This is a genomic window from Amycolatopsis cihanbeyliensis (genome assembly GCF_006715045.1).
GTDB lineage: Bacteria > Actinomycetota > Actinomycetes > Mycobacteriales > Pseudonocardiaceae > Amycolatopsis > Amycolatopsis cihanbeyliensis.
This window is the reverse complement of the sequence record NZ_VFML01000001.1, coordinates 3,778,711-3,801,420: the sequence shown is the minus strand read 5'-3', so window position 1 is coordinate 3,801,420 and position 22,710 is coordinate 3,778,711. Positions and strand designations below refer to the sequence as shown.

Annotated in this window: 24 protein-coding genes and 2 pseudogenes; 19 read left to right on the top strand and 7 right to left on the bottom strand. The window is 70.5% G+C overall.

The genetic code is table 11. The features are described from left to right. Window positions 1-13: 13 nt before the first annotated feature. From FB471_RS17085 to FB471_RS17060, 7 genes are all read left to right on the top strand, one after another. Window positions 14-382 carry a protease inhibitor I42 family protein gene (locus FB471_RS17085; RefSeq protein ID WP_141999458.1) on the top strand — a complete coding sequence of 123 codons (369 nt, stop codon included), beginning with the start codon at window positions 14-16 and terminating at the stop codon, window positions 380-382. 105 nt (window positions 383-487) lie between these two features. After that, window positions 488-1,096, top strand: coding sequence for an RNA polymerase sigma factor (locus FB471_RS17080; RefSeq protein WP_141999457.1), 609 nt, complete (start codon window positions 488-490; stop codon window positions 1,094-1,096). Next, window positions 1,093-1,566, top strand: coding sequence for a carboxypeptidase regulatory-like domain-containing protein (locus tag FB471_RS17075; RefSeq protein ID WP_141999456.1), 474 nt, complete (start codon window positions 1,093-1,095; stop codon window positions 1,564-1,566). Before FB471_RS17080 ends, FB471_RS17075 begins: the two co-directional genes overlap by 4 nt. A 144-nt stretch (window positions 1,567-1,710) precedes the next feature. Then, window positions 1,711-4,221, top strand: coding sequence for a CHAT domain-containing protein (locus tag FB471_RS17070; protein ID WP_141999455.1), 2,511 nt, complete (start codon window positions 1,711-1,713; stop codon window positions 4,219-4,221). A gap of 250 nt (window positions 4,222-4,471) precedes the next feature. Further along, entirely contained in the window at window positions 4,472-4,801 is a 330-nt protein-coding gene (locus FB471_RS17065) for a TetR/AcrR family transcriptional regulator (RefSeq protein ID WP_141999454.1), read from the top strand. 111 nt (window positions 4,802-4,912) lie between these two features. Next, window positions 4,913-5,050 (top strand): hypothetical protein, encoded by a 138-nt coding sequence (locus FB471_RS34140; RefSeq protein ID WP_170220836.1) that lies wholly within the window; start codon window positions 4,913-4,915, stop codon window positions 5,048-5,050. Between the two features lie 56 nt (window positions 5,051-5,106). Next, entirely contained in the window at window positions 5,107-5,370 is a 264-nt protein-coding gene (locus FB471_RS17060; protein WP_141999453.1) for a hypothetical protein, read from the top strand. A 21-nt stretch (window positions 5,371-5,391) separates the two neighbouring features. Here FB471_RS17060 and FB471_RS17055 read toward each other — a convergent pair whose 3' ends face one another. The 3 genes from FB471_RS17055 to FB471_RS17045 are packed head-to-tail and all read right to left on the bottom strand — an operon-like array spanning window position 5,392 to window position 6,184. Beyond that, on the bottom strand, window positions 5,392-5,628 hold the full coding sequence (locus tag FB471_RS17055; RefSeq protein WP_141999452.1) for a helix-turn-helix domain-containing protein: 237 nt from the start codon (window positions 5,626-5,628) through the stop codon (window positions 5,392-5,394). 18 nt (window positions 5,629-5,646) lie between these two features. Beyond that, entirely contained in the window at window positions 5,647-5,865 is a 219-nt protein-coding gene (locus FB471_RS17050; RefSeq protein WP_141999451.1) for a hypothetical protein, read from the bottom strand. Next, window positions 5,855-6,184: a hypothetical protein gene (locus tag FB471_RS17045; protein WP_141999450.1), complete on the bottom strand. Its 330-nt coding sequence runs from the start codon at window positions 6,182-6,184 to the stop codon at window positions 5,855-5,857. The genes FB471_RS17050 and FB471_RS17045 overlap by 11 nt, the downstream gene beginning before the upstream one ends. A gap of 307 nt (window positions 6,185-6,491) precedes the next feature. Here FB471_RS17045 and FB471_RS17040 point away from each other — a divergent pair, with 307 nt between their 5' ends. Then, complete coding sequence (locus FB471_RS17040) at window positions 6,492-7,370, top strand: helix-turn-helix domain-containing protein (protein ID WP_141999449.1); 879 nt, start codon at window positions 6,492-6,494, stop codon at window positions 7,368-7,370. A gap of 17 nt (window positions 7,371-7,387) precedes the next feature. Beyond that, on the top strand, window positions 7,388-7,579 hold the full coding sequence (locus tag FB471_RS17035; RefSeq protein WP_141999448.1) for a DUF397 domain-containing protein: 192 nt from the start codon (window positions 7,388-7,390) through the stop codon (window positions 7,577-7,579). Window positions 7,580-7,628: 49 nt separating this feature from the next. On the opposite strand, the gene FB471_RS17030 is transcribed toward FB471_RS17035, so the two are convergent. Next, window positions 7,629-8,609: a hypothetical protein gene (locus FB471_RS17030; RefSeq protein ID WP_141999447.1), complete on the bottom strand. Its 981-nt coding sequence runs from the start codon at window positions 8,607-8,609 to the stop codon at window positions 7,629-7,631. 170 nt (window positions 8,610-8,779) lie between these two features. Between FB471_RS17030 and FB471_RS35950 the strand changes: the two are divergent. The 4 genes and pseudogenes from FB471_RS35950 to FB471_RS17005 all read left to right on the top strand — a co-directional run bounded on the left by FB471_RS35950 (window position 8,780) and on the right by FB471_RS17005 (window position 11,971). After that, a pseudogene (locus FB471_RS35950) lies at window positions 8,780-9,837 on the top strand (serine hydrolase domain-containing protein). 24 nt (window positions 9,838-9,861) lie between these two features. Then, a complete protein-coding gene (locus tag FB471_RS17015; protein WP_141999444.1) occupies window positions 9,862-10,536 on the top strand; it encodes a response regulator transcription factor in 675 nt (224 codons plus the stop codon). Continuing rightward, a pseudogene (locus tag FB471_RS35945) lies at window positions 10,536-11,369 on the top strand (histidine kinase dimerization/phospho-acceptor domain-containing protein); the annotation flags it as partial. The gene FB471_RS17015 and the pseudogene FB471_RS35945, both read left to right, overlap by 1 nt. Window positions 11,370-11,527: 158 nt before the next feature. Beyond that, window positions 11,528-11,971, top strand: coding sequence for an ATP-binding protein (locus FB471_RS17005; RefSeq protein ID WP_211358052.1), 444 nt, complete (start codon window positions 11,528-11,530; stop codon window positions 11,969-11,971). Here FB471_RS17005 and FB471_RS17000 read toward each other — a convergent pair. After that, entirely contained in the window at window positions 11,898-14,144 is a 2,247-nt protein-coding gene (locus tag FB471_RS17000) for a (Fe-S)-binding protein (protein ID WP_141999443.1), read from the bottom strand. The two genes, FB471_RS17005 and FB471_RS17000, sit on opposite strands and share 74 nt — an antisense overlap. A 167-nt stretch (window positions 14,145-14,311) precedes the next feature. On the opposite strand from FB471_RS17000, the gene FB471_RS16995 reads away from it, so the two are divergent. Next, window positions 14,312-14,884 (top strand): TetR/AcrR family transcriptional regulator, encoded by a 573-nt coding sequence (locus FB471_RS16995; RefSeq protein WP_425457073.1) that lies wholly within the window; start codon window positions 14,312-14,314, stop codon window positions 14,882-14,884. Here the strand turns inward: FB471_RS16995 and FB471_RS16990 are convergent. Both FB471_RS16990 and FB471_RS16985 read right to left on the bottom strand, forming a co-directional pair. Next, window positions 14,871-16,724, bottom strand: coding sequence for a vWA domain-containing protein (locus FB471_RS16990; RefSeq protein ID WP_141999442.1), 1,854 nt, complete (start codon window positions 16,722-16,724; stop codon window positions 14,871-14,873). The genes FB471_RS16995 and FB471_RS16990 overlap by 14 nt on opposite strands. Before the next feature lie 60 nt (window positions 16,725-16,784). Continuing rightward, the gene (locus tag FB471_RS16985) at window positions 16,785-17,312 is read right to left on the bottom strand and encodes a YbhB/YbcL family Raf kinase inhibitor-like protein (RefSeq protein ID WP_141999441.1); all 528 of its coding nucleotides are present in this window, start codon (window positions 17,310-17,312) and stop codon (window positions 16,785-16,787) included. Between the two features lie 182 nt (window positions 17,313-17,494). On the opposite strand from FB471_RS16985, the gene FB471_RS16980 reads away from it, so the two are divergent. From FB471_RS16980 to FB471_RS16960, 5 genes are all read left to right on the top strand, one after another. Beyond that, complete coding sequence (locus tag FB471_RS16980) at window positions 17,495-18,265, top strand: DUF4097 family beta strand repeat-containing protein (protein WP_246076445.1); 771 nt, start codon at window positions 17,495-17,497, stop codon at window positions 18,263-18,265. A gap of 170 nt (window positions 18,266-18,435) precedes the next feature. Next, complete coding sequence (gene dnaK, locus FB471_RS16975) at window positions 18,436-20,313, top strand: molecular chaperone DnaK (RefSeq protein WP_141999440.1); 1,878 nt, start codon at window positions 18,436-18,438, stop codon at window positions 20,311-20,313. 29 nt (window positions 20,314-20,342) lie between these two features. Continuing rightward, entirely contained in the window at window positions 20,343-21,056 is a 714-nt protein-coding gene (gene grpE / locus FB471_RS16970) for a nucleotide exchange factor GrpE (protein ID WP_142002062.1), read from the top strand. Between the two features lie 24 nt (window positions 21,057-21,080). After that, window positions 21,081-22,259: a molecular chaperone DnaJ gene (gene dnaJ, locus FB471_RS16965; RefSeq protein ID WP_141999439.1), complete on the top strand. Its 1,179-nt coding sequence runs from the start codon at window positions 21,081-21,083 to the stop codon at window positions 22,257-22,259. Further along, window positions 22,259-22,708: a heat shock protein transcriptional repressor HspR gene (locus FB471_RS16960; protein ID WP_141999438.1), complete on the top strand. Its 450-nt coding sequence runs from the start codon at window positions 22,259-22,261 to the stop codon at window positions 22,706-22,708. The genes dnaJ and FB471_RS16960 overlap by 1 nt, the downstream gene beginning before the upstream one ends. The last annotated feature ends 2 nt before the right edge of the window (window positions 22,709-22,710 follow it).

Here is a 22,710-nt window from a genome sequence, read left to right as displayed (position 1 = left end):
AAAGGAATGTGCCGTGCTGGTCCGGTTGGCGCAGGTCGATGCGGGGAGGACGACCGAGCTGCGCGTGGGGGACGCCGTGGAGCTGCGGCTCCCGGAGGTTCCCTCATCCGGTTACCGGTGGCGTTGGCGGTTGCCGGAGGGGGTCCGGTTGACGGCCGACGAGCACATCGGGGCTCAGGGGCACCCTAAAGGGGGTCGGGCGGGCCCGGAGCAGGGTCCGCCTGGTCAGGGTGGGGTTCGCCGGCTGGCGTTCGACATCGTCGGCGCCGGCCGGCACCTCCTGGCAGCGGAGCTGGCGCGGCCGTGGGAGGACGGCCCGCGCCGCTCCCTGACCTTCCCGTTGCTCGCGACCACGACCGCAATCACTACTCCAAACGAGTGACTTATGTATTCGGCACCTACCAGGGCGGTCCTTTCCGTCAAGACCTTGGCAATACTCGCGGCACCGACTTGAAGAGATGTCGACACGCGAAGTGGGGCGGATGCGGTGACAGATGTTCGAACCGCCGAAACGGGTCCTCCGTGGGAGGGCTTGCAAGGCCATGAACTGCACGCGGCATGTATGCACGCGGCCCGGGCGGGGGACCATCGCGCCCGCGAACGGTTGGTCGCCGAGCTGACCCCGCTGGTGTGGCATGTCGCGAAGGGCAACGGACTCGACCAGCACGTGGCCGAGGACGTCGTACAGACCGTGTGGCTCGCGTTGTTCAGCCACTTCGACGAAGTCAAGGAACCGAGGGCACTCGCCGCCTGGCTGATCACCACGACCCGCAGGGAATGCCAGCGGGTGAACGGCGGGAAGCCCCGGTCCGTGCAGCTCACCGACGAGATCGCCGAGACCGTTCCGAGCACACAACCGGCACCGGAGGCCGAGGCATTGCGCGCCGACCGGGACCGCCGGATCTGGCGCGCCTTCGCTCGGTTGCCGCAGTACTGCCAGGAAGTGCTGCGGCTGACCGTTCTCGCGGGGCGAGCAGAGTACCGCCTGGTCGCCGAAGCCCTGCGGATGCCACCCGGCAGTATCGGGCCGACCAGGGGCCGCTGCCTGAACAAGATGCGAGACCTGCTGGACATCGAAGGGGGCGGCAGCGTATGAACGAGATCGGGCCGGACGGTGCGGGCTTGCCCGATAACCGGGAGCTGATGGCGAGCGTGGGCAGGCTGGTCGAGGCCGACCCGCCGCCCGACGACTTGGTGGAGCGGATCCAGTTCGCGATCGCGCTGGAGAATCTGGACGTCGAGGTCGCCCGCTGGGAACGAGCCGACCCGCTGGCCGGCGTGCGAGGCAGCGGCGAGGGCACGATCACGTTCACCGTGAGCGACCTGACCGTGATGATCAATCTGACCAAGATCGGCCGACATCATCGGATCGACGGGTGGCTCGTCCCCGCCGGGGAGTACGGCGTCGAGGTGCGGGTGGCCGAACACGGATCGTCGTCCACGATGGCCGACGAGGGCGGCCGCTTCGTGCTGGACGATGTCCCGAGGGGCACCACCCAGATCGTGGTGACACTCGGCAACGCCACGTCCTGTCGCACCGTGGTTACGCCGACCGTGGTGTTGTAAGTACCCTGGCGGCTGACGCTCGACGATCACGAGTGTGCTCCCATAGGGCGCGTGCCCGATTCGTCGAGTCGTGCCGGCCGCGCCGTCGCCGCCGCACGTGACCTCCACCGACGTGCGAGAGAAGCCACCGCCGATCACGACGAGGTGAGGTCCGTTCGGCTGTGTTACCGCGCGTTGCGGCGGTTGGCCACGGTGGACCAGATCGACGACGTGTGGCTGGAGATCCGCACCCGGATCCTGATCAGCCTCGCCTACGCCGAGGCGGAGACCACCTCCACGGCCGCGGGTCTCGGCCAGTTGAAGGCCGCCGAGGCGGTGCGCGCCCGGATGACCCAGGGGGCGTCACCGCGCCGCTCGCTGAAGACGGTGATCGGCTTGCAGCGCGCGGTGATCCTGTACCGGGCGGGTCGGCTGCGCGAGTCGCTTGCCCTGTTCGACGCGATCCTGCCCACCGTGGACGAGGCGGACGACAACGGGGTCATGCTGCCGGGAAACCTGATGAACCGGGCCTTCGTGCACAACCTCATGGGCAATCCGGAGGCGGCGCTGGTCGACCTGCGGCAGGCCTACGACCTGTGCGTGGCGCGGGGGCTCAAGCAGCTCGAGGGCAAGGTCCGGCACAACCTCGGTGACCAGGCCCAGTTGGTCGGGGACGTGCCGGGAGCGCTGCACCACTACGAGAAGGCCGCGCGGATCTTCGTGTCCGAGGGACCGGGCTCGCTGTCCAAACTGCGGCTGGACCAGGCGCGCGCCCTGCTGTCCGCCGGACTGGCCGACGAAGCCGCCCGGTTGCTCGACGAGGCACTGCCGGAGATGCGCCGTACTCGCCGCATCCAGGACATCGCCGAAGCCGAGGTGGCCAGGGCCGCCGCGGCCATCCTGGAGGGCGACTTCGCGATGGCCAAGCGCCTGGCGACCGCCGCGCGGCGCCGGTTCCTGCGCCGGGAGAGCGCGTCCTGGGCCGAGGTGGCCGCGCTGGCCCGGCTGCGCGCCGAGGCGCTGGCGGTGCTGGAAAGCGACGGCAGGCCCGGCACCCAGTTGCCGGCTCGGTTGCGGGAGGTCGCCGATCGGCTGGCCGAGTTCGGGCTGCGGGACGAGACCGCGGTCGCCCACCTGCTCGCCGTGCGGCTGCTACTGCGCCGCGGCTCGGTGGAGGCCGCGGAGGCACTGCTCGCCGAGGTACCGAAGCCGCGCCGGACCACCCCGGTGGACCACCGGATGCTGCGCAGGTTGTGCCGGGCCGAGCTGGCGGTGGCCGCCGGAAGGCACCGCTCGGCTCTGGCGCAGGCGCGGGCCGGGTTGACCGAGCTGGGCCTGATCCGGGACCGGATGGGCGGGCTGGACCTGCTGTCCGGAACCGCCGTGCACGGCCAGGAGCTCGGCCGGCTCGGCGTGCGGGTGGTGCTGGAACGCGCCCGCGGGCAGTCCGGGGCGCGGCGGGTGCTCGCCTGGCAGGAGCGCACCAGGGCGCAGGTGTTCCGGTACGAGCCGATGCCGGTGATCGAGGACCAGGTGTTCGCCAGCCGGATCACCGAGATGCGCAGCGTGCAGCGGACCGTCCAGCAACTGCGGCTGGAGGGCAAACCCGTTGCCACGCTTGAGAAGCGCTACGCCGCTCTGCAGCGGGAGGTGAGCAGGCTCGGCTGGTACACCAGCCCGTGGGGCAGGCCCCGCCCGGTGTCGGCGCCGGAGGAGGTGGCCGAACGGCTCGGCGAGCGGGCGCTGGTCAGCCTGGTCCGGCAGGGCGACACGCTGTCCGGGGTGGTGGTCCGGGACGGGCGGTTCCGGCTGGTTCGGCTCGGGCCGCTGGACGATGTCGTGGAGACCACCAAGCAACTGCATGCCGACCTGGACGCGCTGGCCCCGGACCAACTTCCGGAGGCACTCGCCAACGCCGTCACGACCTCCGCCCGCAAGCGGGCCGAGCGCCTGGACGAGTTGCTGCTGGCGCCGTTGCGGGAGGCGATCGGCGACCGGGAGCTGGTGATCGTGCCGATCGGCCCGCTGTACGCGTTGCCGTGGTCGGCGCTGCCCTCGCTGCGCGGCCGCCCGCTCGCGGTCGCCCCCTCGGCCACAGCCTGGCTGGGCGCGACGGCCCGGCGCGGTCAGGAAGAGAAGGGGGACGATCCGGTGCTGCTGGTGGGCGGTCCGGGCGTCCCCGGCGCGGTCGGCGAGGTGCGGCAGCTGCGGTTGGTGTACCCGGACGCGCATCTGGTCGATGCCGAACTGGCGACCAGCACCTCGGTGCTGTCCGAGCTGCAGGGCTCCCGGCTGGCGCACCTGGCCGCGCACGGCACGCACGAACCGGCCAACGCCCTGTTCTCCCGGCTGGAGCTGGTGGACGGGCCGCTGTACGCGCACGAGACCACCCGGCTCAACCGGCTGCCGGAACGCGTGGTGCTCGCCGCCTGCGAGCTGGCGATGAGCCACACCCGGCCCGGTGAGGAACCGCTCGGCTTCGCCGGAACCCTGCTCGCCGCAGGGGCTCGGTCGGTGTTCGGCGCGGTGGCCAAGGTCGGTGACCATGCGGCGGCGGAGACCATGACGGACCTGCACCGCCTGCTGTCCGCCGGCGAGCAACCCGCCGTGGCACTTGCCGAGGCCACCGCCGCCGATCCACTGCGCCGCCCCTTCGTCTGCCTCGGCGCCGGCTGAAGGACCCTGAACGTGGCTTTCGCGACGTCAGACGTCCCGATCGGTCCGTTCGGTACGCCTGATGCCCGGAAAGCCACGTTCAGGGCTTGTCGGCTGTGATAGCGGGAATGGCTCCCACCCGCCGATCGTGCCGCGTTCGCCGCGAAACAGCCCCGAGAGCTCGGCTTACCTTCCGGTAGGTAGCTGCCGGGCTATGGCGGAACCCGGGGTAGGCGCCGGTGGGAGCAGCGCGGCGACTCGTGAGCGGATCATGGATGTCGCGGAGGAGCACCTGGTGCGGCTCGGCTACCGCGCGGTCTCGTTGCAGCGGGTCGCCCGCGAGGTGGGAGTGGCCAAACCCGCGCTGTACTACCACTTCCCGCAGGGCAAGGAAGAACTGGTCGTGGCGATCCTGCACCACTCGCTGGTGCGGGTGCGTGCCGGGTTGACCCGGGCGATGGCCGCGGCCACCGCACCGATGGGGAGGGCAGGCTGCGCGCGGCCGCACGGTGGATCTGCACCGAGCCCGGCCGTGGCCGGCGGATGGAGGCGCTGCACGACGCGCTTCGTTTTATCGATCAGCGCCACCATGAGTCGCTGACCGGAGAGTTCCTCGCCGCCACCCATGAGCCGGTGCGCTCGGCGATAGCCGGGGCGATCGCCTCGGGCGAGTTCCGTTCGGGGGATGCGGGTTTCCTGGCCTGGTCCCTTCTTGAGCCTGGCCCAGGGGCTGCTCGACGGCGGGCGGTTGGCATCGCATGTGGACCCGCCCGGCGGGACTTCACCGTCCGAGCCGGGCGAGCCGGCCGAGTGGCTGGTCGACCTGTTCGTGCATGGAGTGCGGGCATGAGCCGCCTTCTTCCGCGCCGGGTACCGATCGATGAACGCGCCTGCGCGGGAGTGGCCATGACAGGTACGTCGACTTCCACGAGACCGGGCAGGGATGCCAACCTCGCGGCCGGCGCCGCCGGTGAGGGACTGCGTGCCGCGCTCGTGCGGCACTACTCGCTGACCAAGCCGGGGGTGCTGTACGGCAATGTCCTCACCGTGGTGGCCGGGTACTTCCTTGCCGGCCGGGCTGCTGACACCATGACGCCTCTCCGCCTCGACCAACGATCCAGCGCCATCGTGTCCACGGCCAGCTGTACGAAACAATCCGCCGAGCGGTGAAGTCGGCCGAATCCGCCGATATCAGCCAGGGGGTGCTGGCGGCTTCCCGGTCTTGGCGCGGAATACCGTCCCGGCCTCGGTGAGCAGCCGGTGCACGGAACCGTAGGAACGCCCCATCGCCGTGGCGATCTCCCGCACGGTGGCGCCGCGCTCGTACACCTTCCGCATATCGTCAGCCAGTTTCGCTCTGGCGGGGCCGGTGAGCCGCACACCCTTTTCCGGGACGCCGGTGAGAATCTCGATTTTCGGCGGTTCCATCTCGCGATTCCTTTCCGCTCAGTATCCGGATGGGGTGAACCATCCGTTCGTCGGGCGAGGCCAGCAGGCGGGGCAGTAGGCGCAGTCGCGGCCGGGTGTGCCACGCACGCACACCACCCCGCAGCAGGACACCCCGAACGTTCGCCCCAGTGCGTGCAGCAACTCACCACCGGCAAGCACCCGGTGCCGCACCTCGCCGTGCAGGGCACCTCGCCAGGCAACGCGTTCACCGGACATCGCTCGGCAGCCACATCCGGGCGCCCGCCGTCCGCGTGGGCGCGCCGGGCCCACCGTGCGGCGGTAGCTCCAGCAATCCGGCCACCACCTCGGCGACCGAACCGCATCGCTGCCACAGCGGATCGCCGTGCGGGTAGTCCTCGGTGCGCAGCCGCAGGCCGAACGCCATCTCCGGCTCCCGCACGGTGAAGGCGTCCACCGCGCCGTGCCGCCAGCGCTCGGCGTGGATCGCGGTGACCTCGGCACCGTCCCGCAGGTGCAGGAACCGGAAACCTTCGTCCATCGAGCGGACCAGCGCCGCGATATGCGGGTCGGTCATGGTCGCCGTCCCTGCTCGGGGGCGGGCGGCACGTGGAGCCAGGGTGTCGCGGCCCTTCGGGCTCGACACGTGCCGCCCGCATATGCCCGGCGCTGTGGGTTCGCCGGGCGAGTCCGGGTAACGGTGGCGATCGCCATCTCGCCTCCTCCGCGTCGTTGTACTCGTCAACCATCATGTACATATCGAGTGACTGCAACTGGAATCGACATGAGAATTCTCAGAACTACACGTGTGGGTGAACGTGAGACTGCCCGCGGCTTCGCTACGCTCACGGCGTTCACCGGGACAGACCCGCAGGGAGGCACGGATGACCGACGGCCCGGCCACGGAGGCCCCATCGCCCAATGTTCGGCTGCGGCGGATCGCCCGCGTGCTGCGCGAGTGGCGCGCCCGGACCGACTACAAGCAGGAGGACGTCGCCTCCCGCGCGGGCTGGTCCAGGGCGAAACAGTCCCGGCTGGAGGCCGCGACCCCGCCGATCCGGCCCGCGGACGTGGTGACCCTGGCACTCGTCTACGGCATCGACGAGGAGGAACGCGAGGCCCTGTTCAACAGCGCGCAGATCGCGCAGGCGCCCGGCTGGTGGGAGTCGGTCAAAGAGGGCGCGCTGGACGCCGACGTGCTGGACTACGTGCAGCTCGAGGCCGAGGCCACGAAGCTGCGGACGTTCAAGGTGGACGTGGTGCCCGGGCTGCTCCAGACGCTTGAGTACGGCGCCGCGCTGGATCGCGCCTCCGTTCCGGCGCTGCCCGTGGAGGCCGAGCAGGACCGGCTGGACGCCCGGATGCACCGGCAGGGCAGGTTGACCGATGACACCCCGCTCCAGGTGGAGGCGATCCTGACCGAGGCCGCCCTGCATGTCGAGGTGGGCGGTGCGGAGGTCATGCGGCGGCAGCGCGGGCGACTGCTGGAGCTGGCCGCGCTGCCCAATGTGCGGCTGCGGGTGATCCCGGCGAGCGCGGGTGCCTACCCGGCGACGGGCGTACCGTTCAGCATCCTCGGCTTCGAAGGGAGCCCCGCCGACTCGGATGTCGGCTATGTCGAACTACTCGGTCGTGGGGTGTATTTGGAGCGAGCCGAGGATGTGCGGCCGTATAGCCTTGCCTTCGGCAGCCTGCGGAATGTCGCGATGAGTCCACGGGAGACCGTGGAGCTCATTTCCGTGCTGTCGAACACGACAACCTGATCCGAGTGGGAGCACATATGCCCGTTTCCGACCTGGCCGATGCCGTGTGGCGCACGAGCAGCTACAGCAACACCACCGCCAACGAGTGCGTCGAGGTCGCCCACCGCCCGCGAGTCGTCGGGATCCGGGACTCCAAGGACCGCGACGGCGGCATGCTGACCGTCCCGGCCGAGGGGTGGTCCGCGTTCCTGGCGGCCGTGCGGGCCTGAACACAGCAGCTGCCCCCGGGCCGGTCCCGGGGGCAGCTGCTTTCGTTCGCTACCTGGTCAGCGCCGGTTCCTCGGACCGGGCCGCGGCGCGTTTGCCCGCGGCGACCACTGTGGCCAGTGCCAGTCCGGTGAGCACCACCACCGTGCCGAAGGCGGTCAGGGTGGCCGCGTCCGGGTGGATCAGCGACTGGCCGCGCATGGCCTGCCAGGTCACCACCGCCAGCAGCCCCGAGTAGCCCGCGGCGCCGACCCCGACCAGCCTGGCCCGCGTCCGCTCGTCCCGCAGCCAGACGTACCGGGTCGCCAGCGCGGTCAGCCCGATCGCCAGCAGCAGCATCACCTGGATGCCGTGCAGGCCGACGAAGTGCGGTACCCGCATATCGCCGCCCTCGGTGCTCCAGTTCAGGATCGGCAGCCCGCCGCCATCGGGCGTGCCAACCCCGTGACCGCCCACCATCGGCATCGTCTCGCCCCGCGCGTCGGTGACCTGCCGGGGGTCCTCGACGTTCACCGAGACGATCCAGAACGCCAGGAACATGCCCACCGTGGAGATCGCGAGCCCGGTGCGGATCGCCCTGGTCAGTGCCCGGTCACCGGTGCGCTGGAACAGCACCATGATCGCGATGATCAGGTTGGCGACGAAGATTCCCGGGATGCCCAGGTTGAAGATCGTCTGGACGGCTTGGTTGGCTGGTTCCTCGCTCTGGTTGAAGTGGCTGAAGGTGCCGCGCGCCGCGGCGAAGGCCACCACGCCGACCTCGATCACCCCGACCACGGCGAACACGGTGCCCACCCACCAGCCGAACCGCCTGGCCCTGGTGAGCCTGCCGAGCAGCCAGGCAAGGGTGGCCGCGTACACGGCGAAGGACAGGCCGAACTTCAGCGGTTTCACCCAGACCGGCTCGCCGAGCAACGCCCGGTCGTCGACGAGCAGGCCCACGATCGACACCGCGACGAGGGACAGCATCAGCGCGGTGTTCACCAGCAACGGCCGGTGCCAGCCGCGGGTGGTGTGCAGGACAGAAGACAAGGCACGCTCCCCAGCTTTCCGCAGTGCGTTTGGACACCACAGAGCCTGCTGGTCACGCGCCGCGAAAACACTGGGGACGGCACCGCATTCCCGGGTAGGGCCCACCCCACCGCCAGTCACCAGCAGCGGTCTTGGGCTGTTCTTGGCGAGTGGTGGGCACACTCCGCGGCATGAGACGAGCACACCCCCCTGCCACCCGGTTCGCTGTTTCGCTCGTGGTCCTCGGCACGGCCGCCTGCGGGCCGTCGCTGCCGCCCGTGCCGGACGGGGTCAGCACCATCTCCGGCTACGCCGAGCACCTGCGGGACACCGGCTTCAGCGGTGCCTTCCTGGTCGATCACCCCGCCGGGACCGAGAGCCACGCGCTGGGCCTCGCCGACCGGGAGGCCGGTACCGGCAACGAGGTGAGCACGGTCTTCGACATCGGCTCGATCGCCAAGAGCTTCACGGCCGCCGCCGTGCTGCACCTCGTCGATGACGGGCTGCTCGAGCTGGGGACTTCACTGGGCGAGCTGCTCGCGGATGTCCCCGCGGACAAGCGGGAGATCACCGTGCGGCAGCTGCTCGAACACACCTCGGGGTGCGCGAGTACCACGACACCGAGGGCGACTTCGAACCGATGACCCGCGCGGTGGCGCTGCGGCGGATCCTCGATCAGGAGTTGGTGTTCCGGCCGGGTACCGGGGAGGCGTACTCCAACTCCGGCTACACCCTCGCCGCGATCCTGGTCGAGGAGGTCACCGGCAGGGAGTTCACCAGCGTGGTCGGTGACCTGTTCGCCGCGGCGGGTCTGCGGCACACCGGTTTCTACGGCAGCGAGACGCTGCGCGGCCTCCCGGTGGCCACCGGGTACGAGGGCTCGGTGCACGGCAGGAACAACCCGGCGTACTGGGAGCCGACCTGGGCGCTGCTCGGCGGGGGCGGGATCGCCGCCACCGTGCGCGACCTGCGCACCTGGTGGCAGGCGTTGCGGGACTCCACGCTGCTGCGGCCGGAGTCCACGGAGCTGCTGCTGGACGCCGTGGCCCCGGAGCAGGCCCCGGAGCAGGCCGTGGACGGGGTGCGCGGGCGCGGCACCAGCGGGCTGAACGACTTCGGCTTCGGCGCCACCATCGTGCAGCTGGAGCGGCCGCGGTCGGTGCTCGTCGTTGCCAGCAACGCGAACCCGCCCGAGGATGAGGTCACCACCGAGGTCGGCCTGGTGCTGGCGCAACTGCTCGCCGGCTGAGGCCGGGCGGCAGCTGGAGGCCGTATGCGGATTCTTGTGGTCGACGACGAGGAGGCGCTCGCCGAGGCGATCGCCGAAGGGCTCACCGACGAGGGGTTCACCGTCGACATCGTGCACGACGGCCGCGAGGCGCTGTGGCTGGCGCGGGAGGGCAACTACAGCGCCATCGTGCTGGACGTGCTGCTGCCCGGGATGGACGGTTTCGCCGTCTGCCAGGAGCTGCGCCGGACGGCGGACTGGACACCCGTGCTCATGCTCACCGTGCGCAACGCGGTGCGGGACGATCGGGACGCTCTCGACCTGGGAGCCGATGACTTCCTCGGCAAGCCCTTCGACTTCTCAGTGCTGCTCGCCCGGCTGCGCGCGCTGATCCGGCGGCCACGGGCGAACACGCTCCCGCCGGCGCGGGCCGGTGACCTCGAACTCGACCTCAGGCTGCACACCTGCCGCCGGGCCGGTACCGAGATCAGCCTTTCGGTAAGGGAGTTCACCCTGCTGCACGCGCTGCTGGAGCGGCCGGGCACCGTCGTGCCCAGGCACGAGCTACGCGACCGGGTCTGGGGTTGGGACTTCGAAGGCAACCCCGGGATCCTGGACGTCTACATCGGCTACCTGCGTAACAAGGTGGACCGGCCGTTCGGGTTGGACACCATCCGGACCGTCCGCGGAGTCGGCTACCTGATCGAAGCCGAGCGGTGATGCGCACCCTGCGGATGCGGGTCAGCGTGGCCGCCACTCTGATCGCGGTCCTTGGGCTGGCGCTGGGTGCGTGGGCGTTCGCTGCCGCCACCGAACACTCTCTGCGCGAGCGGCTGGCGGCCGACCTCGCCACGGAGGCGGAGGCCATCGCGCGCCGCGCTGCCGACCCGGACGCCCTGCGCACCCTGGTGGACGCGCGCACCACCGAGCGGCTGCTCCGGGTCAGCCGCTCGGACGGGACCGTGCTGGCGGCCTCCCGGCACGCGGTCCGGCAGTCGGCCGACCTGGACCAGATCGACATCCACACCGACCCCGGCACCTCGCCACCGGGTGACGGCTGGGTCACCGGCAGCTCCGACCTCGCCGGACTCGGTGCCGGGTGGCTGATCCACCGAGAGCACGACGGCGCGGTGCGGGTGCTGATCGCCGCCCCGCTTGCCGATGTCCGGCAGGCGGCCGGCACCGTCACCGGGATCGCCGCGGCGGCCGTTCCGCTGCTCGCGGCGGGTATCTGGGTGCTGGTCTGGCTGGCGCTCGGCCGGTCCCTGCGCCCCGTGGACCTGCTGCGCAGGCAGGCGGCCGAGTCCGCAGGCAGTTACCCGCCGCCGCGACTCGAGGCGACCTCGGCGGGCACCGAGATCGAGACCCTTATCGCCACCCTGGACGACCTGCTGCAGCGCTCGGCCGCGGGTGTGCGCAGGCAGCGCCGGTTCCTCGCCGACGCCTCGCACGAGCTGCTCAGCCCGCTGGCCACCCTGCGCACCACCCTCGAGGTCGCTACGCGCCGCAACGACCCCACCGACCTGCCGCGGGTGCTCGCGCGCAGCCTGCGGGCGCAGGAGCGACTGGAACACACCGCCGGGCAACTGCTGGCCATTGCGCGGGCCGAGGAATCCGGGGCCGGGCAACCGGCCGAGTTCGACCTGGCCGCGCTCCTCTGCGAGGTTGGCGGCGACCTGGCGGCGACCTGGCGGCGACCGGCGAGGTCCCCGTGCGGACCAGCGTGCCGGACTCGCTGGCCTGCACCGGGGACGAGGCCGGGCTGCGGCGGCTGGTCGACAACCTGGTGCGCAACGCCATCCGGCACGCGCGCAGCAGGGTCGAGCTGCGCCTGCACGCGACCAGGGAGGCCGCCGTGCTGGAGGTGGACGACGACGGTCCAGGGATCGCACCGGGTGACCGGCGGGCGGTGTTCGAGCCGTTCGTGCGCCTGGATCATGCTCGCGCCCGCAAGGATGGCGGCTCCGGCCTCGGCCTTGCCATTGTGCAGGCGGTCGCCACCCAGCACGGCGGCGAGGTCACCATCATCGACAGCCCTCTCGGCGGCGCCCGCTTCCGCGTCATTCTCCCCCGACTTAGGGTTAGCTTTCGGGGTCGGTGTCGATCTCCGGGGCACCCGCGGCCGCCGGGGCCGGTTCCTTCTCCGTGCGCTTGACCGCGGACAGCAGCAACTGGGCCACGTCCACGACCTCGACGTTCTCGCCCGCCTTACCGTCGCTCTGCCGGGCGGTCACCCCGTCGTTCAGCATCACCCGGCAGAACGGGCAGCCGGTGGCGATCTTCGAGGGCGCGGTGCCCAGCGCCTCGTCCACCCGTTCCACGTTGATCCGCTTGCCGATCTTCTCTTCCATCCACATCCGCGCGCCGCCCGCGCCACAGCACATCGAGCGGTCACCGTGCCGCGGCATCTCGCGGAACTGCGCGCCGGAGGCGCCGACCAGCTCGCGCGGGGCCTCGTACACCTTGTTGTGCCGGCCAAGGAAACACGGGTCGTGGTAGGTCACGTCGTCGGCGATCGGTGCCACCGGCACCAGCCGCTTCTCCCGTACCAGCCGGTTCAACAGCTGGGTGTGGTGCACCACCTGGTACTGCCCGCCCAGGTCCGGGTACTCGTTGGCCAGCGTGTTGAAGCAGTGCGCGCAGGTGACCACGATCTTGCGCTGCAGCGGCTCCCGGTTCTCGAACACCGAGTTCAGCACCTCGACGTTCTGCTGGGCGAGCATCTGGAACACGAACTCGTTGCCAGCCCGCCGGGCCGGATCACCGGTGCAGGTCTCCTCCGGGCCGAGCACGGTGTACCGCACGCCCGCGATGTGCAGCAGCTCGGCCACCGCCCGGGTGGTCTTCTTCGCCCGGTCCTCGAACGCGCCCGCGCAGCCGACCCAGAACAGGTACTCGGTGTCCGGCGAAAGCTCGTCAGATCCGTCGGCACCGAACACCGGCACCTCGAAGTCCAGCCCTTCCGTCCACTGCAGACGGTCCTTGGCGTTCTGGCCCCACGGGTTGCCCTTGTTCTCCAGGTTCTTGAACATGCCGTTCAGCTCGGTCGGGAAGTTCGACTCGATCATCACCTGGTAGCGGCGCATGTCCACGATGTGGTCCACGTGCTCGATGTCCACCGGGCACTGCTCGACGCAGGCCCCGCAGGAGGTGCAGGACCACAGCACCTCGGGGTCGATCACCCCGTTCTCCTCCGGCCCGCCGACCAGCGGCCGCTCGGACTCGGCCAGTGCCAGCACGTCGATCCCGGCGTGCGGGTCGTCGCCGGTGAGCCCGATCTCCTCACCGGTCATGTCCTTCTTGCCACCGGCGAGCAGGTACGGAGCCTTGGCGTAGGCGTGGTCGCGTAGCTGGGTGATCAGCAGCTTCGGGGACAGCGGCTTGCCGGTGTTCCACGCCGGGCACTGGGACTGGCAGCGGCCGCACTCGGTGCAGGTGGTGAAGTCCAGCCAGCCCTTCCAGCTGAAGTCCTCGACCTGGCCCGCGCCGAACACATCGGAGTCCGGGTCGGCCTCCTCGAAGTCCAGCGGCTTGCCCGCGCTCATCATCGGCTTGAGCTTGCCCAGCGCGGTGCCGCCGTCGTCCTCGCGCTTGAAGTAGATGTTGAAGAAGGCGCTGAACCGGTGCCAGGCCACGCCCATGGTCATGTTCCTGGCCACCACGATCAGCCAGATCATGCCGCTCATCAGCTTGACGAAGGCCATCACCGACACCCATTCCGGGGCGGTGGGCAGGACCTCGGCCAGCGGCGCGGTCACGAAGCTGGTCCACAGCGCGGGGTCCTCCAGCCCGGCCGCGGTCTTGAACGCCTTCACCCCGAGGATGCCGAGACCCTCGATGATCACCACGGCCTCGACGAAGTAGGCCTGCCCGAAGTTGGAGCCGGCGAACCGGGACTGCCGGTCGGCGCGCCGCGGGTGGTTGAGCTGACGGATCACCGCCAGCGCGACCCCACCCGCCACGGTGCCGATGCCCAGCAGCTCGACCAGCAGCAGCCATACCGACCAGCCGCCGATGATCGGCCAGTGGAACTCGGGGTCGAACACCTCGCCGTAGGCCTCGAACAGCACCAGCGAGCCGATCAGGAAGCCCCACATCACCAGCCAGTGCCACGGCCCGACATGGCGCAGCTTGTTCATCCTGGTGTGTGCCGCGAACTCCTTGATCAGGGTCTGCAGCCGTGGGCCGAACGGACCGTTGCGGGTGCCGTCGGGCTGCCCGAGCCGGATCGTCTTGACCATGCGCAGGACCGTGCGGACGAACATGCTCCACGCGACGATGCTGATCGCGACTGCGATCGCGCCGAGCGTGATCTCTACAGCACCCATTGGGACGGGGCCTTTCGTTCGGGACTTCGCGGTGGGCTGCGGGGAGCGTAACGCGCCCTACTGATGAGTAACCGATTAGCGCGGCCTAAGTCCCCCAGATGTGGTGCACGACTCGGCCACTAATGAGACGATCGTTTCGTTATCTGACCGGGTTTGTCACGGAGGCCATGCTGACATCGCTGAAACCACAACCGGACGGCCGGAAGGCGCGTGGCGAGAAACGCCGGGCCGAGATCATCGCGGCCACCCTGCGGGTGATCGAGCGGGACGGCGTCGCCGGGGTCACGCACCGCACGGTCGCGGCCGAGGCCGGGGTGCCCACCCCCTCGACCACCTACCACTTCGCCAGCCTGGACGACCTGCTCATCGCCACCCTGATCGCCTGCGCGCGGGATATGGCGACCGAGGTGTACTGGATGATCGACCGGGCCCGCTCGCGTGGCAGCGGCGGCGCGGCGGAGGTGGCGAACCTGCTCGCCGAGGCGCTCGGCCCGCAGCGTGGCCGCACCATGGCGGAGTACGAGCTCTACCTGCTGGCTTCCCGCCGCCCCGAACTGCGGCCGGCCGCGCGTCGCTGGCTGGACGTGCTCACCTCGATGGTCCGGCACGACGATGAGATCGCCTTCCGGGTGTTCCTCGCCGGGATCGACGGGCTGCTGATCCAGGGCCTGATCGACGACGAGCCGCCTACCTCGGAGGAACTCCGGCCCGTTGTCGACTACCTGCTCAAGCCCCGCTGACCCGGCGCAGGCGCAGCCACCACAGCGTGCCGAGCATGCCGAGCAGCAGTACGCCGCCGCCGGCCGCCCACCACGGCCATGGCACCTCGGCCCGTTGCGGTTCGGTGTGCGCGGCCAGCGGTTCCGGTTGCCAGTCGGCTGGGTCGGCAGGCCCCGGCGGTGGCTCCTCGGGCACGGTCAGCTCCGGGTAGTCCGGCCCCGGTTCCGCCTGCCCGGTCACGTGCACCTGGAGCTCGAAGGTGGGCAACTCCTCCGGGGTCGACTTCGGCCGCTCCCAGACCGGGCTGAGCTTCGCCACGATGTAGTACCAGCCGGCCCGGGTGGAGCTACTGGCCGGCTGGTTGCCCTCGCGGTTGGCGTACCGCACCCGGGCGGTGCCGACCGGCCCGAGGGTCACCTCGTCCCCGTCGTGGTCGGCCGAGCGCCACCACTGCTTCCGGGCCGGTGCCCGCGTCGGGTCGCGCAACTCGGTCGCGACGGTGGCGGCGTTGCCCCGCTCACCGCCGCGTACCCGCAGCCGGTAGGCCAGTCCCTGGCCCCAGTCCAGCCATACCTTGTAGATGCTGTACTCGCTGTAGTTCAGCTTGTCGACATAGCGACCCGAACCGGGGAGGGGTGCGGCGTTGCGGAAGGAGCCGCCGCCCCAGACGATGCCGGGCTCCCCGGCGGGCTCCCGCCACGGCACCGGCCCCGACTCCGGGCCCGGCCCGTGGTCACCGCGTGCGGCCGGCTCGAGGGAGACGGTGAGCTCGATGTTGTCCGAACTGCGCCGCTTGGCGTTGTCCCAGGTCACCTCGAGGTAGTGCGGTCCGCGCGGGTCGCACCGGGTGCGCGGGGTCGCCGACCAGGTCACGCTCGCCGTCTCCGGGCCGTCGAAGTTGTAGTCCCGGTACCCGCGGGCCCGCGCGCACTCCCGCAACTGCCCGTCCACCAGCCGCAGGTCGACCCCGGACTCGACACGCGAGCGGTCCTTGCGCACCGTGTGCACGGCGGTGTACCGGCCGGTCACCCCCGCGGGCACGTGCACCCGGTAGTAGTGCGGGGTGGCCCGGTCGATCCTGTCCTCGTACTGCCCCGGCCGCAGGTAGGGCGCGTCCTCGTCCGGCTGCTCGGAACCGGCGACGTTCTCGCCGGTCACCTCGTAGGAGCGCAGGGCCCGGTCGGCGATCTCGGGCAGCAGGTCTTCCAGGTCACCGGCCTCCGGAACGTGGTGGTAGGCCCCGCCGGTCTCCTCGGCGATGCAGTCCAGCTCGTCCCGTGCGGCCTCGTCCACCTGGAACCCGACGGTGTGCATCGCCAGCTCCACCTTGTCCCCCGCCAGCTCCTCGGCCACCGCGCACGGCTCGGGCGGGGCGCAGGTGTCCACCCCGTCGGAGAGCAGCACGACCGCCCGCGGTCCCCGCTCCGGCAGGGCCTCCGCGGCCTTGGTGAGCGCGGTGCCGATCGGGGTGTACCCGCGGGGTTGGATCCCGGCCACGTCGGCGTGCAGCGCCGCCCGGTCCACCTCGCTCACCGGCCGCAACGTTCGCACGTCGGCACAGCCGGCCTCCTTCTCGGCCGGGGTGTTCCCGGTGGCGGTGCCGTAGACCTGCAGCCCGACGTCGATGTTGATCGGTAGCTGGTCGACCAGCGTGCCCATCGCGGCCTTCGCGGTCTCCATCCTGGTCCCGCCGCCCCCGGTGGGGGCCGTCATCGAGCCCGAGGCGTCCAGCACGAACATCAGCGAGCCCTGCACAGCCTCCGCGGCCGGCGGTTCGGCGGCCGCGGAGGCCATACCCCCGGTGAGCGTGGCCACGAGCGTGGCCACCACGACCGTGCGTATCTTGTGCGCGCTCCCCATGCCCCGACCCTGGCACCGGCCGTCACCGGCTCGGTAGCGCGCGAGTAGCGCGGGCCGGCCTCAGCTCGCGTAGACCGGGGTGAGCATGGCGCGGCCCAGGGTGTGCCCGAACAGGTTGAACCCGAGGAACGCGGGGGTGGCGGTGTCCTCGATGCCGAGGGACTCCACGTCCACCGCGTGCACCACGAACATGTACCGGTGCGGCCCGTGCCCGGGGGGCGGTGCCGCGCCGAGGTACCGCTGCAGGCCGCCGTCGTTCTTCAGGGTGACCGCGCCCGCCGGCAGCCCGGAGCCGTCACCCGCGCCGGTGCCCAGTTCGGTGACCGAGACCGGGATGTCGAACACCGCCCAGTGCCAGAACCCGCTCGCGGTCGGCGCGTCCGGGTCGAAACAGGTCACCGCGAAGCTCCTGGTCTCCGCGGGGAAGCCGGACCAGGCGAGATGCGGGGACACGTCCTCCCCGCCCGCACCGAAGATCCCGCTGCGTTGCGGGGTCGGCAGGGTCTCGCCGTCGGCGACATCGTCGCTGCGCAGCGAGAAGCTCGGCACCTCGGGCAGGAAGTCGTACGGATTGGGTGGCTGGGGCATCGTCTGCGATCCTCCTGTACGGGAAAGGGTCCGGCCCCAGGCTAGTGCGCGGCCCGCACCGTTACCGTGCGAGTGGGGGTAGGGAAAGCCTCAGGGAGGAATCGGGGGTTCGCCCGGATGTCCACCGACTCCGCGGGCTTTAGCGTTCCATCTGAGAGAAACCTGACAGGGGAGGGCTCAGCATGGCACGGCCGGGATTGGCCCTGGGTGGCATCGTGATGATCGGAGCGGGCGTGGCGGTCGCCTTCGGCTGGGTGTGGCCGTCCACCGCGGAGGCCACCGGCACGGTGGCCGAGCGGGTGCGCAGCGTGGAGATCGACAACTCCTCGGGGGACATCACCATCACGGTCGCCGATGTGCGGGAGACCACCGTCCGGCAGAACTTCTCCTACCGGTTCGGCCAGCCGGACGACACCTTCTCGAGCACCGGCGGCGAGCTGTACCTCGGCGACTGTGGCTGGTGGTGCTCCGTGGACTACGAGGTCGTGCTCCCCCGGGCCGCCGCCGTGACCGGCGACCTCAGTTCGGGGACACTCACCCTGGAGGGGGTCGCCTCCGCCGATGTGCGCGGCTCCTCGGGGGACATGCGGGTGCGGGACGTGGACGGCTCGGTGCGGCTGGAGATCAGCTCCGGTGACGTGGAGCTGACCGATGTCGGCCAGGACGTCACCGTGGACGCCAGCTCCGGCAACATCATCGGGCGGGACCTGCGCGGGGATGTCACGGCCGAGGCCAACTCGGGCGACATCACCCTGGGGCTGTCCGTGGCCGGGGACGTCCGGGCCGACGCCAGCAGCGGGAACATCGAGGTCACCGTGCCGGATGGCGACTACCGGGTGGAAGGCGAGTCGAACAGCGGCGACCGCCGGATCCAGGTCGGGCAGAGCACGTCCGCCGCCCACCTGCTACGGCTGGACACCTCCAGCGGCGATGTCACCGTGAACGCGGGCTGACCTGGGCGGGAACAACTCGGCGGGTACATCCGTTGAGTCAGGCAGGAAGGTTGAGTGAGGATCGCTCAAGTCTGGTTTGACGAGCGATACCAACTCGGGATAGAACTTGAGTTCAGGCCGCTCAACGCGGGCGGAAAGCTGCAGTTCAGAACACACAGGAGGAACAACCCATGGCGCGAGCGGTCGGCATCGACCTGGGTACGACCAACTCGGTCGTCGCCGTGCTCGAGGGCGGCGAGCCGGCGGTCATTGCCAACTCGGAAGGTTCGCGGACAACCCCGTCCATCGTCGCCTTCGCCAAGAACGGCGAGGTGCTGACCGGGCAGCCCGCGAAGAACCAGGCCGTCACGAACGTGGACCGGACGATCCGGTCGGTGAAGCGGCACATCGGCTCGGACTGGAAGACCGAGATCGACGACAAGGCCTACACCGCGCAGGAGATCAGCGCGCGGGTGCTGATGAAGCTCAAGCGGGACGCCGAGTCCTACCTCGGTGACGAGGTCACTGACGCGGTGATCACCGTGCCCGCCTACTTCGAGGACGCGCAGCGGCAGGCCACCAAGGAGGCCGGCCAGATCGCCGGGCTGAACGTGCTGCGGATCGTCAACGAGCCCACCGCGGCCGCACTGGCCTACGGGCTGGACAAGGGCGAGAAGGAGCAGACCATCCTGGTCTTCGACCTCGGTGGCGGCACCTTCGACGTCTCCCTGCTGGAGATCGGCGAGGGCGTGGTCGAGGTCCGCGCGACCAGTGGTGACAACCACCTCGGTGGGGATGACTGGGATCAGCGGATCGTCGACTGGCTGGTGGAGAAGTTCAAGTCCGCCAACGGCATCGACCTGACCAAGGACAAGATGGCGCTGCAGCGCATTCGTGAGGCCGCGGAGAAGGCCAAGATCGAGCTGTCCAGCTCCAACAGCGCCAACATCAACCTGCCGTACATCACGGTGGACGGGGACAAGAACCCGCTGTTCCTCGACGAGAACCTGTCCCGTGCCGAGTTCCAGCGGATCACCTCCGACCTGCTGGACCGCACCAAGGCGCCGTTCCACAACGTGATCAGGGACGCCAGTATCGGGTTGTCCGACATCGACCACGTGGTGCTGGTCGGCGGGTCCACCCGGATGCCCGCGGTCGCCGACCTGGTCAAGGAACTGACCGGCGGCAAGGACCCGAACAAGGGCGTGAACCCGGACGAGGTCGTCGCGGTCGGTGCGGCGCTGCAGGCCGGCGTGCTCAAGGGTGAGGTCAAGGACGTCCTGCTGCTGGACGTGACCCCGCTGTCGCTGGGCATCGAGACCAAGGGTGGCGTGTTCACCAAGCTGATCGAGCGCAACACCACGATCCCGACCAAGCGTTCGGAGATCTTCTCCACCGCGGACGACAACCAGCCCTCGGTGCAGATCCAGGTGTTCCAGGGTGAGCGCGAGATCGCCGCGCACAACAAGAAGCTCGGCATGTTCGAGTTGACCGGCATCCCGCCGGCACCGCGCGGTGTGCCGCAGATCGAGGTCGCCTTCGACATCGACGCCAACGGCATCGTGCACGTGACCGCCAAGGACCTCGGCACGAACAAGGAACAGTCGATGACCATCACCGGTGGCTCCGCGCTGCCGAAGGAGGACATCGACCGGATGGTCAAGGACGCCGAGGCGCACGCCGAGGAGGACAAGCAGCGGCGCGAGGAGGCCGAGACCCGCAACCAGGCGGAGACGCTGGTCTACCAGACCGAGAAGTTCATCAAGGACAACGAGGACAAGTTGCCGGATGACCTCAAGGGCAAGGTGCAGACCGCGATCGACGAGGCGAACGAGTCGCTCAAGGGCACCGACACCGGCAAGATCAAGGAGTCCATCGAGAAGCTGAACTCCGCCTCCCAGGAGCTGGCCACCGCGCTGTACGCGAACACCGGTGCCCAGGCGGGCGAGGCAGGCGCCGCGGGTGCCGCCGGGGCCGCGGGCGCTGCCGGCGACGCGGGCGAGTCCGGCTCGGCGAAGGCAGACGATGTCGTGGACGCCGAGATCGTGGACGAGGACGAGAAGAAGTGACCGAACCGGATCGCGAGGACTCAGTCGGAATGGGCAGGCACAGCATGGATGCCGGCAACGACAACGAGGAGCCGCGAGTCGTGGTCCGCGACCGTCGCAAGATCGACCCGGAGACCGGGGAGCTCCGCCAGGAGCCGGTCGAGGTCGAGGGGGTTCCGGAGGTGCCGGTGAGCGCCGCGGGCCCCGAGGCCGGTGAGTCCACTCTGGACGAGTCGGTCGTGCCGGCAGGTGACGTGGAGCGGCAGCTGGCCGAGCGAACCGCCGACCTGCAGCGGATTCAGGCGGAGTACGCCAACTACCGCAAGCGGGTGGAGCGCGAGCGGGAGGCCGCGGCCGCGACGGCCAAGGCCTCCGTGGTCGGCGACCTGCTGCCGCTGCTGGACGACCTGGAGCGGGCCGAGGCACACGGCGATCTCACCGGCGCGTTCAAGGCGGTGGCCGACAAGCTGGTGAACACGTTGCAGCGAGCCGGGCTGGAATCGTTCGGGACCGAGGGCGAGCCCTTCGACCCGAGCGTGCACGAGGCGGTCCAGCACGCCACCTCGCCCGAGGTGGACGGCCCGACGGTGACCACGGTGCTGCGCCGTGGTTACCACTTCGGCGACCGCGTGCTGCGCGCCGCGCTGGTCGGGGTGACCGACCACGAGCCGGCGGCGGAGCCCGCGGCCGCTGAGGCGGAGGTGCCCGTCGACCCGCCGGTCGAGGGCGAGCTACCGCTGAACACCGATGAGAACGCTCGATAACAGCAGGGAGGGAGGGGACGCCCGATGAGCGCGAGGGAATGGATAGGCAAGGATTTCTACCGTGAGTTGGGCGTCTCCTCCGACGCATCCTCCGACGAGATCAAGAAGGCCTACCGCAAGCTGGCCAGGGAGAACCACCCGGATGCCAACCCGGGTGACGCCGAGGCCGAGCGCAAGTTCAAGGCCGTCTCCGAGGCCTACGGGGTGCTGTCCGATCCGAGCAAGCGCAAGGAGTACGACGAGGCGCGGCAACTGTTCGGCTCCGGCAGCCCTGGTGGCTTCGGCTTCCCCGGTGGTAACAGCGGGGGCACCGGCGGGTTCGACTTCGGGGACATCTTCGGTGGTGGCGGCCAGGCAGGCGGGCTCGGCGGGCTCGGCGACATGCTCGGCAACCTGTTCGGCCGCCGCGGCGCGGCCGGCGGTACGGCCGGCAGGGCCCAGCGCGGTGCCGATGTCGAGACCGATGTCCGGATCGACTTCACCGAGGCGGTGAAGGGCGCCACGTTGCCGCTGCGCCTTTCCAGCCCGACCACCTGCGCGACCTGTAGTGGCAACGGCGCCAAGCCGGGCACCACACCGCGCGTCTGCACCGCCTGCGGCGGCGCGGGGCTGGTCAGCCGTAGTCAGGGGGCGTTCGCCTTCTCCGAGCCGTGCCGGGACTGCCGTGGCCGCGGCACCGTGATCGACGACCCGTGCTCCGAGTGCGCTGGCGAGGGAGTGAGCACCAGGACCAGGACGTTGACGGTGCGCATCCCGGCCGGGGTCGCCGACGGGCAGCGCATCCGGCTGGCAGGGCAGGGTGAGCCGGGCCGTGGCGGCGCCCCGGCAGGCGATCTCTACGTCCGGGTGCACGTCGCTCCGCACTCGGCGTTCGGCCGGTCCGGTAACGACCTGACCATCACCGTCCCGGTCGCTTTCCAGGAACTGGTCCTCGGTGCCACCATCACGGTGCCGACTCTGGACAGCAAGGTGTCGGTGAAGGTGCAGCCGGGCACCGCGAGCGGTCGGGTGCTGCGGGTGCGTGGCAAGGGCATCCACAAGCGGGACGGCACCCAGGGCGACCTGCTGGTGACCCTGGAGGTCGCGATTCCCGCGCGGGTGGACGGGGAAGCGAAGGCCGCGCTGGAGCGTTACGCCGAGGCGAACGCGGGTGAGGATCCGCGTCCCGAGATCACCACGATGCTGCGAGAGCGAGGTTCGTGATGTTCGGCTCCTCCCCGCTGCCCGGCGGCCTGCCGCATGGCGCCGACGAGGACACCCCGGTGTTCGTCATCTCCGTCGCGGCCCAGCTTTCCGGCCTGCACGCGCAGACACTGCGGTCCTACGACCGGCAGGGGCTGGTTTCCCCGGGTCGCACCTCGGGCGGGGGCAGGCGCTACTCCATGCGGGACATCGCGCAACTGCGCGAGGTGCAGCGGCTGTCCCAGGAGGACGGCGTGAACCTCGCCGGCATCAAACGGATCATCGAGCTGGAGAACCAGGTCGACGCCCTGCGCGAGCGGGCACGGGAGCTGGCCGAGGAGCTGGCCGCCGCCTACGCGGCCGCCGAGCAGGCCGCCGCCGCGGTGCATGCCTCCTACCGCAAGGATCTGGTGCCGGTCCGCAGGGAATCCGCCCTCGTCGTCTGGCGCCCACCCCGCCGCCCTCGCTGACT